Source organism: Streptomyces sp. NPDC107546, from assembly GCF_055639175.1.
Genome location: NZ_JBVKBA010000001.1, coordinates 243,969 through 261,462, shown reverse-complemented (window position 1 = coordinate 261,462; position 17,494 = coordinate 243,969). Strand labels below are relative to the sequence as shown.

The following is a 17,494-nucleotide window of genomic DNA, read 5'->3' as shown; positions in this document are numbered from 1 at the left end:
CCTTTCGGATCAGCTCGGCGTCGCGGGCCCCGGCGGACGGACCTGGGCGCCTGAGGCCCGGAACCGCCTCAGGCGCCCACACCCAGCGACCAGTGCGGGGTGCTGCCGGCCAGGCGGCAGGCGAGGAAGTACAGCGGGATGGGGGGCGTGTACGGAGAGTCACCGTCCGGTCGGTGGATCAGCCGGGGCCGACCGGGGCGGGGGCCACTCCAGGAGGGGTCACGGCCGTGTGCGTCCGTCGCCGCGCCCGGTCCCACACGCGCGTCGACGGCGTAGCTCGTCGTCGGCGGCCAGGTGACTCCTATGTCGGAGCCCGCGGGAACGATCCACCACCAGCGCAGGTCGTCGGCGAAGACGCAGCCGACGCGGGGCAGGCATTTCATGATCCGTTCGCCGTGGCCCGCGGGGATGCCCACGGCGTCGTACCCGAGGGCCGCGGTCAGCTCCCTGGGCAGCGGCAGGCGACCGGGCGGCTCGAGCGGGAGGGACGTGTGCGGGGACGGGGAGGGAGTCGGAGGGGACAGCGGGTCAAAGTCGTGCGGTCGTTCCATGCGATGTGGATCCTTCGGCCGGGTGGGGGGCGGGCCTGAGGGTGTGCGGGAGCGGGGGCAGGCCGGTGACGACGGTCTCGCCGGGTTCCGGTGCCAGGTCGGCCCAGACGATGCGGCCGGAGCCGTCCGGGGCGTCCCGCACGCCCCAGTCGCCGCTGAGCATGCCGACCAGCAGCAGCCCGCGGCCGCCCTGGTCGTCCGGCCCGGGCCAGCGCCGGGTCGGGAGCGTGCCGCCGCGGTTCTCCTCCTCGACCTCGATGCGCAGCCGGTGGCCGTCGGTGCGAACCCGGCAGACGATCCGGTCGCTGGCGGTGTGCTTGACCGCGTTGGTGACCAGTTCCGAGGTCACCAGCACGGCGTTGTCGGTCGTGCAGTCCCCGGTGCCCCAGCGGCCGAGCAGCCGCCGGACGCTTGTGCGGGCCAGGCCGACGGCGGCGGGAACCGCCGGGAGGTCGAAGACACCGGTTCTCGGGTGTGCCGCGCCCGCGGGCAGGCGGCCCACCGACTGGGGGAGGGAGGGCGGAGCCATCGCCTTTCGCCTTTCGTCTGTCCGGGGACCTGGCCGGTACCCACCGCCTTCCGGCCACGGCGCGATCCGCGCACCTCGCGCCGCAGGCGCCGAAGCAGCCCCGTCTCCCCCAACTGAGCTGCTCGGCACCATGGTTCACCGTCTTCGAGCGGTAGGAACACTGTGGCATCCGGCGACAACGCCCCGCAACCGGCAAGTTGAAAATTGCAATTCGCGAGGTGCATCCTGCTCCGGTCGGCGGAAGATCGTGACAGACTGCGACCGTGCATCCCGCGCGAGGGGGTAGGCGTGACCGCGGAAACCGACTGGGGCGGCGCCCCCACCGTTCTGCGCATGATCCTCGGTCGGCAGTTGGAAGAGCTGCGCACACGGGCCGGTCTGACGTACGAGCAGGCCGCCGAGGCGATCGGGGTCAGCCACTCCACGATCCGCCGCATGGAGGCCGCCAAGGTGGCCCGGCTGCGGATCGCGGACGTCGAGAAGCTGCTGCAGACATACGGCGTCACGGACCAGCAGGAGATCGACACGTTCCTGAAGTCGGTCCGCGAGGCCAACAAGCGCGGCTGGTGGCACACCTACCGCGATGTGCTGCCTGACTGGTTCGCCGCGTACCTCAGCCTTGAGCAGGCCGCCCTGCAGATCCGCGCGTACGAGGCCGAGTTCGTGCCCGGCCTGCTGCAGACGGAGGACTACGCGCGCGCCCTGCTGAGCGCCGGCAACCCGCACGCCCCCGCCGAGGCGACCGAGCGCCGGGTGGCTCTGCGCATGCGGCGCCAGGAGCTGCTGTCGCGGCCCTCGCCGCCGCGCGTGTGGGTGGTGATGGACGAGACGGTGCTGCGCTGGCCGGTCGGCGGCCCGAAGGTGATGCGCGCCCAGATCGACCATCTGATCGCGATGAACGCCCTCCCCCATGTCACCTTGCAGGTCATGCCGTTCAGCAACGGCCCGCACCCGGCCATGCGCGCCGGCGCGTTCCACCTCTTCCGGTTCCGGGCGCCCGAGCTGCCGGACATCGTCTACCTGAGCGGTCTCGTGGGCGCCGTCTACCTGGACAAGGCGGACGACGTCGTGGTCTACCGCGAGGCCCTGGACCGGTTGGGCGCGCAGTCCGCGCCCGCGAAGAAGACCGAGGCCGTCCTCGGCGCGATCCGCAAGGAGTTGTGAGAAGTGCACGACCCGATACGCACCTGTATGCCGTCCCACGCCCTCGGCGCCCGCGGCTGGTCCAAGCCCTGGAGCGACGACGCGGGCGGCGCCTGCGTGGAGGCGAAGAAACTGTCCGACGGCAGCGTGGCTCTGCGACAGTCCACGGACCCCGACGGCCCGGCGCTGGTGCTCAGCCGCACCGAGATGGCGGGCTTCCTGGCGAGCGTGAAGGCGGGCGAGGCCGACTTCCTGCTGTGACGCGCGGCCGCCCGCCGCCGCCGATCCTCTTTTATCCCTGCGTCCTGCGTGTTTGTCTCTGCGTACTCAGCAGAGCCTTCCTCTCCCACCCCACAACCGAGACCCGACAACCAAGACCCCGGAACAGGAGACGGCGTTGCCCGACAACGGATGGCCGGCCGACCGCATCGACACCGAGAGCGCGCACTCGGCGCGCATCTACGACTACATCCTGGGCGGCAAGGACTACTACCCCGCCGACAAGGAGGCGGGTGACGCCATGGCACGGGAGTGGCCCGCCCTGCCCGTCCACATGCGTGCCAACCGGGACTGGATGAACCGGGCGGTGCGCTGGCTCGCCGAGGAGGCGGGCATACGCCAGTTCCTGGACATCGGCACCGGCATCCCCACCTCCCCCAACCTGCACGAGATAGCCCAGTCGGTGGCGCCCGAGTCACGGGTGGTGTACGTCGACAACGACCCCATCGTGCTCACGCTGTCCCAGGGGCTGCTGGCCAGTGCGCCCGAGGGGAAGACGTCGTACATCGAGGCGGACTTCCGTGACCCCGAGGCCATCCTGGGTGCCCCCGAGTTCCGGGAGACCCTGGATCCGGGCAGGCCGGTCGCCCTCACGGTCATCGCGATCGTCCACTTCATCCTGGACGAGGACGACGCGGTAGGGATCGTACGGCGGTTGCTCGAACCGCTGCCGTCCGGAAGCTACCTGGCGATGACCATCGGCACCGCCGAGTTCGCGCCCGAGGAGGTGGGCCGGGTGGCACGGGAGTACGCGGCCCGCAACATGCCGATGCGGCTGCGGACGATCGAGGAGGCTTACGAGTTCTTCGAGGGGCTTGAGTTGGTGGAGCCGGGGATCGTCCAGGTGCACAAGTGGCACCCGGACGGCACGGGGGAACAGGGTATTCGGGACGAGGACATCGCGATGTACGGGGCGATCGCCCGCAAGCCGTAGTTCACGGCCCCGCGCCCCCTGGCGCGGCCGGCGACGACGCGGGCGCCCGCCGCCCCGAAGGGCGCGGGCACCCGCGTCGGTGCGTCCGCGGTGGTGTCCGCGGCGCGGACGTCAGCCCAGGCCGACCGACTTCAGCCAGGCCTTGGCGACGTCGAGCGGGTCCTTGCTCTGGAGCTGCACCTGGGTGTCCAGGTCGAGCAGGGCCGCCGTGTCGAGCTTGGCCGAGACCGCGTTGAGCGCGTCGACGCCCTTCTGGCCGAGCCCACTCTTGTAGACGAGCGGCTGCACGTTCTCGAACCCGAAGAGGTTCTTCGGGTCCTGCAGGACGACGAACTTCTCCTTGGTGATGGTCGGGTCCGTGGTGAAGATGTCGGCCGCCTGCACGGTGTTCTTCTTCAGCGCCGCCTGGGTGAGCGGGCCGCCCGCGTCGAGCGCCTTGAAGGATTTGAACTGCAGGCCGTAGACGCTCTTCAGGCCGAGCAGGCCCTGCTGCCGGGTCTGGAACTCCGGCGAGGCGCCGATCACCAGGTCCTTGGCGATGTCCTTGAGGTCGGCGATGGAGGACTTCTCGGTGAGGTTGTACTTCTTCGCCGTGTCCTGGTTGACGGTGACGGAGTCCTTGTTCTGCGCGGGCGCCGGCTCCAGGAGCGTCAGCTTGGAGTCCAGCTTGGCGTTGATGGCGGCCGTGGTGGCGGCGACCGTCTTCGGGGCGGCGTTCTTGTCGAGGTAGGCCAGCAGCGCGCCGTTGTACTCGGGCAGGACCGTGATCGAGCCGTTCTTCAGCAGGCCGTACGTCGTCTCGCGGCTGCCGACGTTGGGCTTGTAGGTGACCTTGATGCCCTTGGCCTTCAGGGCCTCGCCGTAGACGTCGGCGAGCAGGATGCTCTCGGAGAAGTTGTTGGAGCCGACGACGACCGTGTCGCCGCTCGCCTTGCCGCCCTGGAGCGGGTCGTCGGACTTGGTGTCGGAGGACGAGGAACACCCCGCGAGCAGTGCCGCCGTGGCGGCAAGGGCGACGATGGCCGCGCCGGGGAGTCTCCTGCTGGACGTGCTGGTGTTCGCGGTAGAAGTCACGGTTCCCGTTCCGGGCTCGGGTGTTGGGCAGGGCGTGGCACAGCGGTGCGGGGTGCGGGCACCGCACGATGCGATCCAATCCAGCCGGTTCTCGGTCAGTCAAGTGCATTCCGATCACCGATTGGCCTCGAAGCATGGCTGGTTGTGGCCGTCCGATGGTGAAGAATCGGCGGACGGACGGAGGTGAAACCGGGCGTACTTCACGGCGCGTCCACCTCGTCGTGCTGGAGCTGGCGCGTTCGGAGGGATGACGCACGGCGCGGGAGAGCCCGGGGAACATCATGTGCCCGGGCCCTCTCGCGTGTTGTTCAGGCGCTCCTGCGTACTCCCGGCGACACCGCGGCCCGCGACACCGCCCAGAACACCGTGAGCGTGGCGAGCGCCAGCACGGCCACCAGGGTGGCCCCGCCGACGACCTTCTCGTAGTCGCGCTGGTAGAGCCCGTCCACGATGTAGCGACCGAGGCCGCCGAGGCTGACGTACGCGGCGATGGTGGCCGTCGAGACGATCTGGATGGCCGCCGAGCGCAGACCGCTGAGGATCAGCGGCAGCGCCACGGGCACCTCGACCTGGAAGAGGATCCTGGGCTCGCTCATGCCCATGCCCCGCGCGGCGTCCACCGGGGACGGGTCGACGGAGCGCACGGCCTCGTACGTGGTCACCAGGATCGGTGGCACGGCCAGCACCACCAGCGGGATCATGACCGGCAGCAGCCCGAGGCCGAGCAGCACGAACATCAGCACCAAGAGACCGAAGCTGGGCAGTGCGCGGGCGGCGGTGGCGACGAACGCGAGGACGTTGCCGCCGCGCCCGGTGTGGCCGGTGAGCAGACCCACCGGCAGCCCGATGGCGGCGGCGACGGCGAGGGCCATCAGGGAGTACTGGACGTGTTCGAGCAGGCGTTGCGGGATGCCGTCGTAGCCGTGCCAGTGGGCGCTGTCGCTGAAGAACGCGTTGACGAAGTTGAGGACGTTCACCGGACTGCGTCCTCCACGGCGAGTGCGGACGGTTCGGGCCGTGCGGCTGCCTTCCGCCTCCTGCCGGTGCCGCGTGGCATCCACGGCGTCAACAGGACGCGTACGAGGACGAGGAGGGCGTCGACGAGGATCGCGAGGACGGCCGTGGTGACCACGGAGTTCACCGCGAGGACGGGCCGGTGGTAGAACATCGCGTCGGCGAGGAGGTTGCCGAGCGCGCCCTGGTTGCCGATGAGGGCGCCGACGCTGACCAGCGAGATGCTCGACACCGTCGCCACCCTCAGCCCGGCCAGGATGGCGGGAGCGGCGATCGGCAACTGCACCTGGAGATAGCGCCGTACGGGCCCGATGCCCATGGCGGTGGCCGCCGCCAGCGTCTCCTGCGGCACCGAGCGGACACCGTCCACGATCGCCGGGACCAGCACCACCAGGCTGTAGACGGCGAGCGGGATCATCACGGTGAGCTCGCTCTGGCCGGTGTAGTCGATGAGGACGACGAAGAACGCCAGTGACGGGATGGCGTACAGGACCGTCGTCACTCCGAGGACGGGCGGGTACAGCCAGCGGAACCGCACGCAGAACTGGGCGATCGGCAGGGCGGCGGCCAGGCCGGCGAGGACCGGCAGCAGGGCCTCCCTCAGGTGCAGTCCGATCAGCCCCGGCCAGCTGTGCTGGAGGTCGCTCGGGATGTCGAAGAACCCGTTCATCCGGCGACCTTCGTGTCCTTGACGCCCTCGGCGTGGGCGCTGCGGATCGCCTCGCCGATGGCCGCCTGCGAGACCACGCCGACGACCCGGCCGGCGTCGTCCACGGCGACGGCCCACCCGGTCGGCGAGAGCACGGCTCCGTCGAGCGCGGCGCGCAGCGAGTCCCTGCCGTGCGCGAACGGCCGCCCGTACGGCAGCAGTCGCTCCGGCGCGATGTCCCCGGCGGTCAGCTCCCCCGGCTCGCTCCACCCGAGCGGTCTGCCGTCGAGGTCGGTGACCAGCAGGTAGGGCACCTCGGGCGTGGCGCGGGAGGCGATCTGCTCGGCGGTGGAGTCGACGGCGACGATCGGGGTCTTGTGCAGCTGAAGGGTCCCGGAGGTGAAGAACGACAGCCGCCGGATGCCGCGGTCGGTGCCGAGGAAGTCCTCCACGAAGGTGTCGGCGGGGGACGACAGCAGTTCGGCGGGCGGCGCGAACTGGGCGAGCCGGCCGCCGGTGCGCAGGACGGCGACCATGGTGCCGAGCCGGATCGCCTCGTCGATGTCATGGGTGACGAAGACGATGGTCTTGCCCAACTCATCCTGGATCCTGAGCAGTTCCTCCTGCAGGCCCTTGCGGACGATCGGGTCGACGGCGGAGAACGGCTCGTCCATCAGCAGCACCGGCGGGTCGGCGGCGAGCGCCCGGGCCACGCCGACGCGCTGCTGCTGTCCGCCGGAGAGCTGGTAGGGATACCGCTTGGCGAGGGAGGCGTCGAGTCCGACCCGTTCCATCAGCTCCCGGGCCCGGTCGCGGGCGCGGTCCTTGCTCCAGCCGAGCAGCCGGGGCACGGTGGCGATGTTGTCGACGATGGTGCGGTGCGGGAAGAGCCCGGCGTTCTGGATCACGTACCCCATGGACCGGCGCAGGACGTTGACAGACTGCTTGCCGATGTCGACGCCGTCGAGGGTGATCGTGCCCTCGCTCGGCTCGACCATCCGGTTGATCATGCGCAGTGTCGTGGTCTTGCCGCAGCCCGACGGGCCGACGAGGACGGTGATCGAGTGGTCCGGTATCTCCAGAGACAGCCGGTCGACCGCCACCGTGCCGTCCGGATACCGCTTCGTGACTGAATCTATCCGTATCAAAACGCCGAATGCCCTTCGGGTGTGGCGGAGAGCGGCCTCAACTCGGCCGATGCAGCACGGGCCGTTGCGGGGAGAGTGTAGACGGCGTGTGTTGCGGCACCGTGGCGCGTGCGGCGGGACCTCGCGGGGGCCGTCGGGGCCGGGCTGGGGTGAACCCCTGACTTGCGGGTTTGCGCAAATCCGCAGACGAGGGAGAGCATGACCGGCATGCCGCTGGACGAGATGGCCATGACGACGGCGAGCCTGCCGGAGCTCACCACGGGACGCCTGCTGTCCTCGTGGCACCTCGACGTCCCGGCGCTCCTCCTGGTCGTCCTCCTCGGCACGCTCTACGGCTGGGGCGTGCTGAGGCTCGGGCGCCGGGGCGAGCCCTGGCCCGTAGCCCGCACCGCGACCTTCGCGCTGCTCGGTCTCGGCACGCTCGTCGTGGCGACCATGTCCGCGCTCGCGGTGTACGACCACGCGCTGTTCTGGCCCGCCGCGGTGCAGAACGTCCTGCTCGACCTGATCGCGCCCCTCGGCCTGGCGCTGGGCGACCCGCTGCATCTGGCGGTCCGCGCCCTGTCCGAGCGCGCCTCGGGGCGGGTGCGGCGGGCGATGACCGGGCGGTTGGTGCGGCTGCTCACCTTCCCCCTGGTCAGCACGGCCCTGGTGCTCGCCACCGAGCTGACGGTGTACTTCACGCCGTACTTCGCGACCGCCCTGCGCCTCGGCTGGCTGCACGAGCTGATGTATCTCCACCTGCTGCTCGCCGGGACCCTGTTCGTCGTGCCGGTCCTCACCCACGAGGGGGCGCTGCCCGCCTGGTGCACCCATCCGGTGCGTGCGGCGCTGGTGTTCGTGGACGGGATCATCGACGCGGTACCGGGGATCGTGGTGATGACCCACGGCACGCTGATCGCGGGTGCCTGGTACCTGCACCACGCCCCGCCCTGGGATCCGGACGTGCACCACGACCAGCAGCTCGGCGGCGGCGCGATGATCAGCATCGCGGAGCTGGTGGCGCTGCCCTTCCTGCTCGCGATCCTGGTGCAGTGGGCGCGCACCGAGCGGGCCCAGAGCGTCGCGCTGGACCGCCGCCTGGAGACGGAGCTGGTCCCCGCGGCCCCCGCTCCCGGGCAGACGGCCGACGAGGACCGCGTACGGCCCTGGTGGGAGACCGAGGACAACGAGGTGGCCCAGCGCATCCGCCGGCAGCGGAACTGACGCGCTCACCAGGAGGCTCAGACAAGGCCGAACCAGCCGAGGACGGTCTGCACGAGCAGGATCGTGGACATGGTGGCCACGCCGACGACCACGGCGGTGGCGGCGATGCGGTAGCGGGGCCCGTTGGCGGCCGCTCCGAGCACGGTGCGGCGGTTGGTGAGCACCAGCAGGTAGACCAGGACGACCGGGCTGATCAGGCCCTGCAGGACCTGGGTGCCGATCAGCAGCTGGATGACGTCGATCGGGGTCATCGCGAGCGTCGCGCCCAGGACGATCTGGGCGGTGAACAGGCCGAGGAAGAGCGGGGCGTCGCGGAAGCTGCGGGAGACCGAGCGTTCCACGCCCGCCGCCTCGCCGATGGCGTAGCTGGCCGACAGCGGGACGACGGCTCCGGCGAGCGCCGAGGCACCGATCAGGCCCAGCGCGAAGAGCAGTTCAGCGTTCTGTCCGGCGACGGGTTTGAGCGCCTCGGCGGCCTGGGCGGCGGAGTCGAGCGGGCCGGTGCCGCCGATCGCGGAGGCGGTGGCGATGATGATGGTCAGGCTGATGACGCAGGCGAACACCGCGCCGAGGACGGCGTCGGCGCGGATCAGCGGGTAGTCGGCGGGTTTGGCGCCGCGGTCGACGACACCGGCGGCGGCGTAGAACTGCATGTAGGGGCTGACCGTGGTGCCGATCAGGGCGACCGCGAGCAGGATGAAGTCCTTGCTCGGTTCGACGTGCGGGACGACGAGGTGGCGGCCGACCGCCGCCCAGTCGGGGTGGCCGAGGATCATCGCGACCGGATAGGCGAAGAACGCCAGCGACATGATCAGGAAGATGCGTTCGGCCCAGTGGTAGGAGCCGAACAGCACCAGCGCCCACAGCAGGATCGCGGCCGGCGGGATGACCGCCCACTTGGGCGCCCCCAGCAGTTCGAAGGCGGCGCCGATGCCCGCGAACTCGCTGACGACCAGACCGGTGTTGGCCAGCAGCAGACAGGACACGGCGAGCGCGGTCAGGCGCAGGCTGAACTGTTCGCGGATCAGGGCGCCGAGGCCCTTGCCGGTGTGCGCGCCGAGGCGGACGGCCATCTCCTGCACCATCACCAGCGCGACGGTCACCAGGACCATGAAGAACAGGGTGCCGTAGGCGAACTGGGAGCCGGCCGAGGCGTAGGTGGCGATCCCGGCCGCGTCGTTGCCGGCGTTGGCCGCGACCAGCCCGGGGCCTGCGATCGCGGCGACCATGGTCAGGCGCCGCCATCCCGTGGGGCGGGCGGCGGGTGCGCCGGTGGTGCCCGGTGCCGTGGCCGTCGGGGGCGTGTGAAGGTCGCGGGTCACTGGAGGAACCTCCTGAAGTGCACGCGCCCGCGTTCGGGCAGCAGGGCGTCGAGCAGGTCGTCGGCCAGGATCCGGCCGAGGGGACGGTCGGTGTCGTCGACCACCAGCAGCGAGGAGGCGCGGGCGGCGACCAGCTGGTCGGCGGCCTCGGACAGCGGTGTGTCCGCGCGCACGGTGACCGGAGGGCCGAACTGGGCCAGCCAGGCCACCAGATCGGCCACCGGGGCCGCGTCCTCGGCCACCGCCAGGTCGAACAGCGCCATGTCGCACAGCAGCCGGCCCTCGTCGTCCACGACGGCGACCGCGTCGATCTCGGTACGGTGCTCGGCCTGCTCGGCCAGCCGGGCCCGCACCTCGGCCACGGTCGCGTCCCGGTGGACCGTGACCAGCAGGGTGGTCATGGCGCCGCCCGCGGTGCCCTCCCGGTGCGCCAGCAGCCGGCGCAGCTCCGCGGACCGGTCGTCCGGCATACGGGTGAGCAGCGACTCGCGCTCCTCCGGGGTGAGGTCGCGCAGCGCGTCGGCCGCCTCGTCCGGTTCCATCTCGTCCACCAGCCGGGCGGCGTGCTCGGGGTGCGCCTCCCGCAGCAGGTTCTCCAGCTCGGCCGGCTCCATCTCCTCCAGTGCGTCGGCGGCCTGTTCGGGCTCGAGCCACCCCAGCAACTGCTGCCGTTCGGCGCGGCCGAGGTCCTCGAGGATGTCCGCGAGGTCGGCCGGGCGCAGCCGGTGCAGCGCGGTCCGGGAGGCGCGCAACCGCACCTCGGGCGGCCCCTCCGTGGCCTCCTCGGCGAACGGGGCCACCGCCTGCCAGTCCAGGACCCGCTCCGGGGTCGGCCGGGCCTGCCAGCGGCGCGGGCCCAGCCGGCGCAGCAGGGTGGGCAGCGAGACGTCGACCCCGACCAGGACGACGCGGTCGACGAGCGGCGCCAGGTAGAGGTCGGCGGCGCGCGTGACCTGGACCCCGTCCACGTCGACCAGTTGGTGGTCGAGGACGTCCCTGGCCAGCAGCACCTCGCCGGGACGGCGGGAGAAGTCCCGCAGGTCCACCCTGGCGGCGCGCAGCCGTACGTGTCCGGCGTGCACCCTGCCGATGGCGTCGGCGGCCAGGAAGGTGCGCCGCCGCCCGATGCGCAGGATCAGCCCGGTGACCGGCGGGTACGACTCCGCCCCGTACAGCCGGGCGACCACGTCCACGAGGCGGCCGACCTCCTCGCCTGCCTGGTTGGTGACGGGTCCGCCGACCAGTCCGGCCAGGGAGACCAGGGAGCCGCGGACCGCCTTGGAGGCGGTGGCGCGGCGCTCCAGACGGACCCGGCGGTCACGCAGCCGGGCGCCGGTGGACATGAGCAAGGTGTGGGCAGCCATGAGGAACACCCCCTCGCCCCGTCGGAGCGGGGCACCGGGCGGCCCACGGCAGCGGCCTTCCCGCTGGTGCGCACACGACAACACGCGGCCCGGTCAGGCCGCGTGCGGCACCGGCTCACGTCGCCGGGCGGTCAGCGGGGAAGGACGTGCTGCCCCGGGCCGCGGAAGGACGACCAGGACAACGCGGAACGGGGCCGACTATGGCCCGGACTACTGTCCATCTCGCCTCCTCCCGATCCCGGCGCCGGAGCTGGTGCCCCAACAGGCACCAGGCGCTGCGCAAGGTCTGCGCGGCCGGTCAAGAGTACGCCGCCGCCGTCCCGCCTCCGGGCGGCATGACCGGATTGTTGGGGAACCCTTACCGGTGCCTTCCCGGTCGTGGATCCTCCGCCCCTTACGGTTACGGTGATGCGGCGGCCGTCCGTCGCCGAGCTTTCGACCAGGTGGGAGTGTGGATGACGACCGGTCGCCGGGCCGTGCTGGCCGCCATGGCGTCCAGCGTGCTCGCCGGATGCGCGGGCCGGAAGGGCGCGACGAGCGGCGGGACGCCCACATCCGGCCCGCCCGGTGCGCCCGCACCGAACGCCACGGCCACCCCGACGCCGACGCCCACGCCCTCGGTGACGGCACCGACGGTGACCCGTGCCGAGATCGTGGCCCGCTACGGACATGCCGTGCCGCACACCTGGGGCTTCGAGGCGCCGGGGGTGGTGCACGCACTGCCGAAGGGGAAGCGTGAGATCGCACTGACCTTCGACGCCTGCGGTGGCCCGGGCGGCAGCGGCTACGACAAGGCGCTGATCGACTTCCTGCGCAGGCGGGAGGTACCGGCGACCCTGTTCATCAACTCCCGCTGGATCGACGCCAACCCTGCCCTCTTCCGCCGACTGGCCGCCGAGCCGCTGTTCGAGATCGCCAACCACGGCACCCGGCACCGCCCGCTGTCGGTCACCGGGCGCTCCGCCTACGGCATCCCCGGTACCCGGGACGCCGGAGAGGTGTACGACGAGATCGCCGGCAACCGGGCCGAGCTCACCCGGCTGCTGGGCGCCCCGCCGCGCTTCTTCCGGTCCGGCACCGCGTACAGCGACGACGTCGCGGCACGGATCGTCAGCGACCTGGGGGAACGCTTCGCGAGCTTCTCGGTCAACGGCGACGGCGGCGCCACCTTCACCCCCGAGCAGGTGCGTACCACCGTGGCGTCCGCGCCCGGCGGCTCCATCGTCATCTGCCACATGAACCACCCCGAGGGCGGCACGGCCCCGGGCATCGCCGCCGCCGTACCGCGGCTGCTGACGAGCGGTCACACCTTCGTCCGCCTGTCGGACGCGCTGGACTGACGCTGCGTCGGCCCTCGGTCGGGGCCTGTGTCACACCACCGAGGCGATCAACTGGTCGATCAGGGCGATGAGGACGTCCCGGCACGACTCGCGCTCCCGCGCGTCGCACAGCAGCACCTGGACGTGCTCGGGCAGCGCCAGGGCGTCCCGGATCTCCTCGGGCGGGTACGGGTGCTGCCCGTAGAAGCCGTTGACGGCGACGACGAAGGGTATGCCGCGGCGTTCGAAGAAGTCGATGGCGGCGAAGCTGGACTCCGGGCGGCGGACGTCGATCAGGACGACGGCGCCGAGCGCGCCGATCGCCAGGTCGTTCCACATGAACCAGAACCGCTGCTGACCGGGCGTGCCGAAGAGGTACAGCACGAGGTCCTGGCCGATGGTGATGCGGCCGAAGTCCAGGGCCACGGTGGTGGCCCGTTTCTCCTCGATACCGACGAGGTCGTCGACGTCCAGCCCGGCGGTGGTCAGCAGTTCCTCGGTGCGCAGCGGGACGATCTCGCTGACCGACCCGACCATGGTGGTCTTGCCGACGCCGAAGCCCCCGGCGATGAGGATCTTCACCGTGTCGGGGGCCGGCGCCGGAGGGGTGGCGGTGTCAGAGCCGGCCAAGGCCGTCCCTCACTTTCTGCAGCAGTTGAAGGTCCGGAGTGCGGGAGACGGGGTGCGGCGGGCGGATGGTGATCCGGCCCGCCTCCAGCAGATCGCACAACATGATCACGACCACGCTCACCGGCAGATCGAGATGGGCGGCGAGCTCCGCCACTGCGATCGGCTCCGCGCACCGCTTCAGGATCCGCGCGTGCTCGGGCTGGAGCCGCGGCGCCCACGCGGGCGGCGGGTCCACCGCCGTCACCGTCGTGATGAGGGTGAAGTCGGCGCGGCTGGGTCGGGTCCGTCCGCCGGTCAGCGTGAACGGCCTGACCAGCCGGCCCGCCGCGTCGCCTCCGCTCACCTCACTCGCCGCTGTCGGACGCGCCGACGCCCGCACGTGGTGCCGCACTCAGGTGCTCGCCGATCTTCTTCACCAGCATGTTCATCTGGTACGCCACCACACCCACGTCGGCGCCCGGGCCGGTGAGGACGGCGAGGTGAGCGCCGGGCCCGGCCTGGGTGAGGATCAGGTAGCTGTGGGCCATCTCGATGAGCGCCTGGCGCACCGGACCGCCGCGGAAGTCCATGCTGACGCCCTTGCTGAGGCTCATCAGGCCGGACGCGGTCGCCGCGAGCCGTTCGGCATCGTCGCGGACGAATCCGGTGGAGTGGCTGACGACCAGTCCGTCCTCGGAGAGCACCACCGCATGGGCGACCCCGGCGACCCGGTCCACGAGTGAGGTGAGCAACTGGTCTAGCTGGCTGTGCGTGGCAGGGGAGCGTGTCATGTCGGTGTCCTTCACGAGCGGTCGGCGAGCGGTGTGGACGTCGGTGCGGCCTCGGGTACGTCGGCCACGGCGGGCTCCTCCTGGTCGTACTGCTCCAGGGTGCCCTCGTCACGCGCCCGGAGCGTGCCGCGCTGGAAGCCGGCGAGGGAGGAGGCAGCGCGTTCCGCGGTGAACTCGTCGAGCACGCCGTCCCCCTCGGCGGGCGCGGCCTCCTCGAGCAGCTCGGCGGCCAGACTGGTCTGCGGCACCCGGCGCGGCAGCGGGGGAAGCCCTTCCGCGTGCCCGGCTTCATCGGTGCGCGCGGCGCCTTCCCTCCGGGTGGGCTCCCGGCGCCGGGCGTCGGCCGCGGGAGCGGTCCCGGGGGTGCGGGCCGCCGGGCGGGCGTGCCGGAGCTCCCGTACGGGCTCGGCGTCAGGCGCCTGTGAGGTCCCGGGGGCCTCACGCACCACGATGTCGTGCGGGACGAGCACGATCGCCGTGGTCCCGCCGTACGGCGACGGACGCAGCGTCACGGCGATGCCGTGCCGGGTGGCGAGGCGGGCGATCACGAACATGCCGAGCCTGAGGTCGTCGGCGAGGGCCACCACGTCGAACTGTGGGGCCACCGCCAACTGGGCGTTGAGCTGGGCGTAGTCGTCCTCGGACATGCCGAGGCCGCGGTCCTCGATCTCGATGGCGAGGCCCTTGGCGACCAGCGCGGCCCGCACCTCGACGGGGCTCGGGGCGGGCGAGTACACGGTCGCGTTGTCGATGAGTTCGGCCAGCAGGTGGATCAGGTCGGCCACCGCGGGCGGGGACAGGTACACGTCCTCGTCGGTGTGCACCTCCACCCGCTGGTACTCGGCGACCTCGCCGACGGCGCTGCGCACGATGTCGATCAGCGCGACGGGTTCGGTCCAGCTGCGCCGGGGCTGCTCGCCGCTGATGATGACGAGGTTCTCCTCGTAGCGGCGCAACTGGCTCGCCGTGGAGTCCAGTTCGTACAGCCCCTTGAGGACGTCCGGGTCCTGGTGCTGTCTCTCCAGCGCGTCCAGCTTGCTGAGCTGCAGATTGACCAGGTTCTGGCTCTGCCGGGCGATGCCGAGGATCACCTTCTGGAAACCGCGCCGGGTCTCGGCGAGTTCGACGGCGGTGTGCACGGCGGTGCGCTGGGCGGTGTTGAACGCCTGGGCCACCTGGCCGAGTTCGTCGCGCCCGTAGTCGAGCGGTGGCGTCGCGGACTCCACGTCGACCTTCTCGCCCCGCTCCAGGCGCGCCACCACGTCGGGCAGCCGTTCCTCGGCCAGGGAGAGCGTGGCGAGCCTGAGCCCGCGCAGGCGCCGGGACAGGGAGCGGGTGATCCGCCAGGACATGCCGACGCACAGCAGGAGGGCGGCGAGCCCTCCCGCGCTGAGCGAGCCGGCCTTGAGAAGCAGGCCGTGCGCTGTGGCGGCGCTGCGGTCGAGCAGCTGCGCCGTCTGTTGCCGGATCAGCGCCGCGTACTGGTCGGCGAGTGTGTTCATCGCGGTGCTCCACCGCTGCCGGACGTCCGGCAGTGCGATCCCGCGCGCGCCGGACGCCGTCCGGGCTGCGAGCACCTGGTCCTCGACGTTCTGCAGGGTCGCCCACCCGGGCGACTGCAGGATGCGCTCGGCCTGAGTCTTCATGCTCCCTCGGAGCGAGGGCACGATCTGGTCCTGGACCAGCCAGCGGCGGGCGTGGACCAGTTGCATGAACTGCTCCCACGACGCGTCGTCCATGTGCTGTGACGGCCAGGCCAGGGTGAGCTCCGCGTCCTCCTGGGAGGCCAGCTCCGCGGCGTGCTCCAGCGCGACCAGTGGGCCGGCCTGCGAGGTGAGGTCACCGTCGTCGACCTGGGAGAGCTCCTGGAACGCCTGGATCTGCCGGCCGATGATCGCGGTGTACTGGTCCAGCGCCTGCTGGGCGATGATGTCCGTGGGACGGTCCACCTGGTCGCGGTAGTACTCCAGGCTGCCCACCGAGGCGACGACGGAGTACATCGGGTCCTTGATGCGGGAGGCCGCCCGTCTGATCGCGTCGGCCTGCCCGGTGAGCTGTGCCACCGCCGCGTCGGTCGACCTGCGCTGCGCGTCCAGGGCGGCCCGGGAGCCGTGCGGGGAGGCCAGCCACGCCGCGGACAGCTGCCGCTCCCGCTGCAGGGCGAGCGCCGCCTCGGTGCCCATGGCGCCGGTGGACCGGCTCAGTTCCGTCTGCGCGCGCAGCCGCAGTCCCTCCGAGAACATCTGGGTGGTGGTCACACCCCAGACGGCGGCGAGCGTGACGCTGGGGACCAGGGCCAGGAGGATCAGGGAGAGGCGTATGGAGCCGAGACGGCGCCGGATAGGTGTCGGTGTCCGTCGAGACATCGTGGTCCTAGAGCGGTCCATGGGGTACGGGGAAGGAGGACGGACGCGAGGGGTGAGCGCGTGTCCGGTGCGACACAGGGGTGCGCAGGATGTTATCCGTCCGTGTGACCTGGCGCACCGACAGGGACCGTATCGTTTCGGCGTTTCTTGGGACCGGTGCCTGCTTGGGCACCGGGTGCCCGCTCAGCGGGTGCCGCCCGCCGCGAACTTCGCCACCGAGGTGATGTTCGCCTTGGTCACGAAGGCCGGACCGGTGAGCACCGGTGCGGTGCCGCCGCCGCTGACGTTGCCGTTGGTCTTGTAGAGCCACAGCGAGTCCACCGCCAGGTAGCCCTGGAGGTAGGGCTGTTGGTCCACGGCGAACTGCACGTCCCCGCTCTGCACGGCCCTGACCAGGTCGGTGTTGAGGTCGAAGGTGGCGACGCGCGCCCTGCTGCCCGCCTGCTGCACCGACTTGACCGCGGCGAGCGCGATCTGCGCGCCCAGCGTGACCACTTCGTCGATGGTCGGATCCTGCCGCAGCTGGGCGGCGACGGCGCCGGTCACGGCGTTCATGTCGGTGCCGTCCACGTAGAGCAGGTCGGTCTGGCCGCCGAAGGCCTTCTTCACGCCGGCGCAGCGCGCTTCCAGGGCGACGTTGCCGCGCTCGTGGATGACGCACAGGGCGTGCTTGCCGCGGAGGTCGTCCAGCTTGTCGCCGACGGCGCGGCCCGCGACGCTCTCGTCCTGGCCGAAGTACTCGAGCACGCCCTCGGAACGCCAGGCGTCGATCCCGGAGTTGAGCCCCACGACCGGGATGCCCGCCGCTCTCGCGTCGGCGATCGCTCCCTTCATCGCGTCCGGCTTGGCCAGTGTCAGCGCGATGCCGTCGACCCGGTCCTTGACCGCGTCCCGCACCAACTCAGCCTGTCCCGCGGGGTCCGGGTCGCCCGCGTACGTCAACTCGGCGCCGTCCTTGGCCGCGGCCGCCTCGGCGCCCTTGCGCACCAGTTCCCAGAAGGCGTCGTCCTTGGCTCCGTGGGTGACCAGGGCGACCTTGAGCCGGCCGGGGCCGGACGCCTTCGCGTCGGCGCCGGATCCGGCGCTGCCGATGCCGGAGCAGCCGGCCAGCAGCAGGCAGGCTGCGAGGGCTGCGGTCAGGGCGGTGCCGAGGGGGGTTCTGCGGGATCTGTGCGGAGGGGGAGGGGTCTTCATGG

At 71.6% G+C, this 17,494-nt stretch carries 18 protein-coding genes; 5 read left to right on the top strand and 13 right to left on the bottom strand.

The window, feature by feature from the left end:
- Positions 1-68 precede the first annotated feature (68 nt).
- The gene (locus tag ACZ7L1_RS01120; protein ID WP_471433120.1) at positions 69-551 is read right to left on the bottom strand and encodes a hypothetical protein; all 483 of its coding nucleotides are present in this window, start codon (positions 549-551) and stop codon (positions 69-71) included.
- A complete protein-coding gene (locus ACZ7L1_RS01115; protein ID WP_471433118.1) occupies positions 529-1,080 on the bottom strand; it encodes an ATP-binding protein in 552 nt (183 codons plus the stop codon). Before ACZ7L1_RS01115 ends, ACZ7L1_RS01120 begins: the two co-directional genes overlap by 23 nt.
- A 288-nt stretch (positions 1,081-1,368) precedes the next feature.
- On the opposite strand from ACZ7L1_RS01115, the gene ACZ7L1_RS01110 reads away from it, so the two are divergent.
- The 3 genes from ACZ7L1_RS01110 (at position 1,369) to ACZ7L1_RS01100 (ending at position 3,436) form a co-directional block, all read left to right on the top strand.
- Positions 1,369-2,244 (top strand): helix-turn-helix domain-containing protein, encoded by an 876-nt coding sequence (locus ACZ7L1_RS01110; RefSeq protein WP_446792825.1) that lies wholly within the window; start codon positions 1,369-1,371, stop codon positions 2,242-2,244.
- 27 nt (positions 2,245-2,271) lie between these two features.
- The gene (locus tag ACZ7L1_RS01105) at positions 2,272-2,484 is read left to right on the top strand and encodes a DUF397 domain-containing protein (protein ID WP_471433518.1); all 213 of its coding nucleotides are present in this window, start codon (positions 2,272-2,274) and stop codon (positions 2,482-2,484) included.
- A 136-nt stretch (positions 2,485-2,620) separates the two neighbouring features.
- On the top strand, positions 2,621-3,436 hold the full coding sequence (locus tag ACZ7L1_RS01100; protein WP_471433115.1) for an SAM-dependent methyltransferase: 816 nt from the start codon (positions 2,621-2,623) through the stop codon (positions 3,434-3,436).
- A gap of 111 nt (positions 3,437-3,547) precedes the next feature.
- Here the strand turns inward: ACZ7L1_RS01100 and ACZ7L1_RS01095 are convergent, their stop codons facing one another.
- The 4 genes from ACZ7L1_RS01095 to ACZ7L1_RS01080 form a co-directional block, all read right to left on the bottom strand.
- Positions 3,548-4,510 carry an ABC transporter substrate-binding protein gene (locus ACZ7L1_RS01095; RefSeq protein ID WP_471433113.1) on the bottom strand — a complete coding sequence of 321 codons (963 nt, stop codon included), beginning with the start codon at positions 4,508-4,510 and terminating at the stop codon, positions 3,548-3,550.
- 308 nt (positions 4,511-4,818) lie between these two features.
- Positions 4,819-5,487 carry an ABC transporter permease gene (locus tag ACZ7L1_RS01090; RefSeq protein WP_471433111.1) on the bottom strand — a complete coding sequence of 223 codons (669 nt, stop codon included), beginning with the start codon at positions 5,485-5,487 and terminating at the stop codon, positions 4,819-4,821.
- On the bottom strand, positions 5,484-6,194 hold the full coding sequence (locus tag ACZ7L1_RS01085) for an ABC transporter permease (protein ID WP_471433109.1): 711 nt from the start codon (positions 6,192-6,194) through the stop codon (positions 5,484-5,486). The genes ACZ7L1_RS01090 and ACZ7L1_RS01085 overlap by 4 nt, the downstream gene beginning before the upstream one ends.
- Positions 6,191-7,321 carry an ABC transporter ATP-binding protein gene (locus ACZ7L1_RS01080; RefSeq protein ID WP_471433107.1) on the bottom strand — a complete coding sequence of 377 codons (1,131 nt, stop codon included), beginning with the start codon at positions 7,319-7,321 and terminating at the stop codon, positions 6,191-6,193. Before ACZ7L1_RS01080 ends, ACZ7L1_RS01085 begins: the two co-directional genes overlap by 4 nt.
- Before the next feature lie 198 nt (positions 7,322-7,519).
- Here ACZ7L1_RS01080 and ACZ7L1_RS01075 point away from each other — a divergent pair, with 198 nt between their 5' ends.
- On the top strand, positions 7,520-8,527 hold the full coding sequence (locus ACZ7L1_RS01075) for a cytochrome c oxidase assembly protein (protein ID WP_471433105.1): 1,008 nt from the start codon (positions 7,520-7,522) through the stop codon (positions 8,525-8,527).
- 17 nt (positions 8,528-8,544) lie between these two features.
- Here ACZ7L1_RS01075 and ACZ7L1_RS01070 read toward each other — a convergent pair whose 3' ends face one another.
- Entirely contained in the window at positions 8,545-9,849 is a 1,305-nt protein-coding gene (locus ACZ7L1_RS01070; protein ID WP_471433103.1) for an NRAMP family divalent metal transporter, read from the bottom strand.
- Positions 9,846-11,213: a magnesium transporter MgtE N-terminal domain-containing protein gene (locus ACZ7L1_RS01065; RefSeq protein WP_471433101.1), complete on the bottom strand. Its 1,368-nt coding sequence runs from the start codon at positions 11,211-11,213 to the stop codon at positions 9,846-9,848. The genes ACZ7L1_RS01070 and ACZ7L1_RS01065 overlap by 4 nt, the downstream gene beginning before the upstream one ends.
- Before the next feature lie 455 nt (positions 11,214-11,668).
- Here ACZ7L1_RS01065 and ACZ7L1_RS01060 point away from each other — a divergent pair, with 455 nt between their 5' ends.
- Positions 11,669-12,553 carry a polysaccharide deacetylase family protein gene (locus tag ACZ7L1_RS01060; protein ID WP_471433099.1) on the top strand — a complete coding sequence of 295 codons (885 nt, stop codon included), beginning with the start codon at positions 11,669-11,671 and terminating at the stop codon, positions 12,551-12,553.
- 30 nt (positions 12,554-12,583) lie between these two features.
- Here the strand turns inward: ACZ7L1_RS01060 and ACZ7L1_RS01055 are convergent, their stop codons facing one another.
- The 5 genes from ACZ7L1_RS01055 to ACZ7L1_RS01035 all read right to left on the bottom strand — a co-directional run bounded on the left by ACZ7L1_RS01055 (position 12,584) and on the right by ACZ7L1_RS01035 (position 17,492).
- Entirely contained in the window at positions 12,584-13,162 is a 579-nt protein-coding gene (locus ACZ7L1_RS01055) for a GTP-binding protein (RefSeq protein WP_471433098.1), read from the bottom strand.
- Positions 13,149-13,505: a DUF742 domain-containing protein gene (locus ACZ7L1_RS01050; RefSeq protein ID WP_200418350.1), complete on the bottom strand. Its 357-nt coding sequence runs from the start codon at positions 13,503-13,505 to the stop codon at positions 13,149-13,151. Before ACZ7L1_RS01050 ends, ACZ7L1_RS01055 begins: the two co-directional genes overlap by 14 nt.
- 1 nt (position 13,506) lies before the next feature.
- Positions 13,507-13,932 carry a roadblock/LC7 domain-containing protein gene (locus tag ACZ7L1_RS01045; protein WP_103838841.1) on the bottom strand — a complete coding sequence of 142 codons (426 nt, stop codon included), beginning with the start codon at positions 13,930-13,932 and terminating at the stop codon, positions 13,507-13,509.
- A gap of 11 nt (positions 13,933-13,943) precedes the next feature.
- Positions 13,944-16,298, bottom strand: a complete 2,355-nt coding sequence (locus ACZ7L1_RS01040; protein WP_471433096.1) for a sensor histidine kinase — start codon at positions 16,296-16,298, stop codon at positions 13,944-13,946.
- Positions 16,299-16,481: 183 nt separating this feature from the next.
- The gene (locus tag ACZ7L1_RS01035) at positions 16,482-17,492 is read right to left on the bottom strand and encodes a substrate-binding domain-containing protein (protein WP_471433094.1); all 1,011 of its coding nucleotides are present in this window, start codon (positions 17,490-17,492) and stop codon (positions 16,482-16,484) included.
- Between the last annotated feature and the right edge of the window lie 2 nt (positions 17,493-17,494).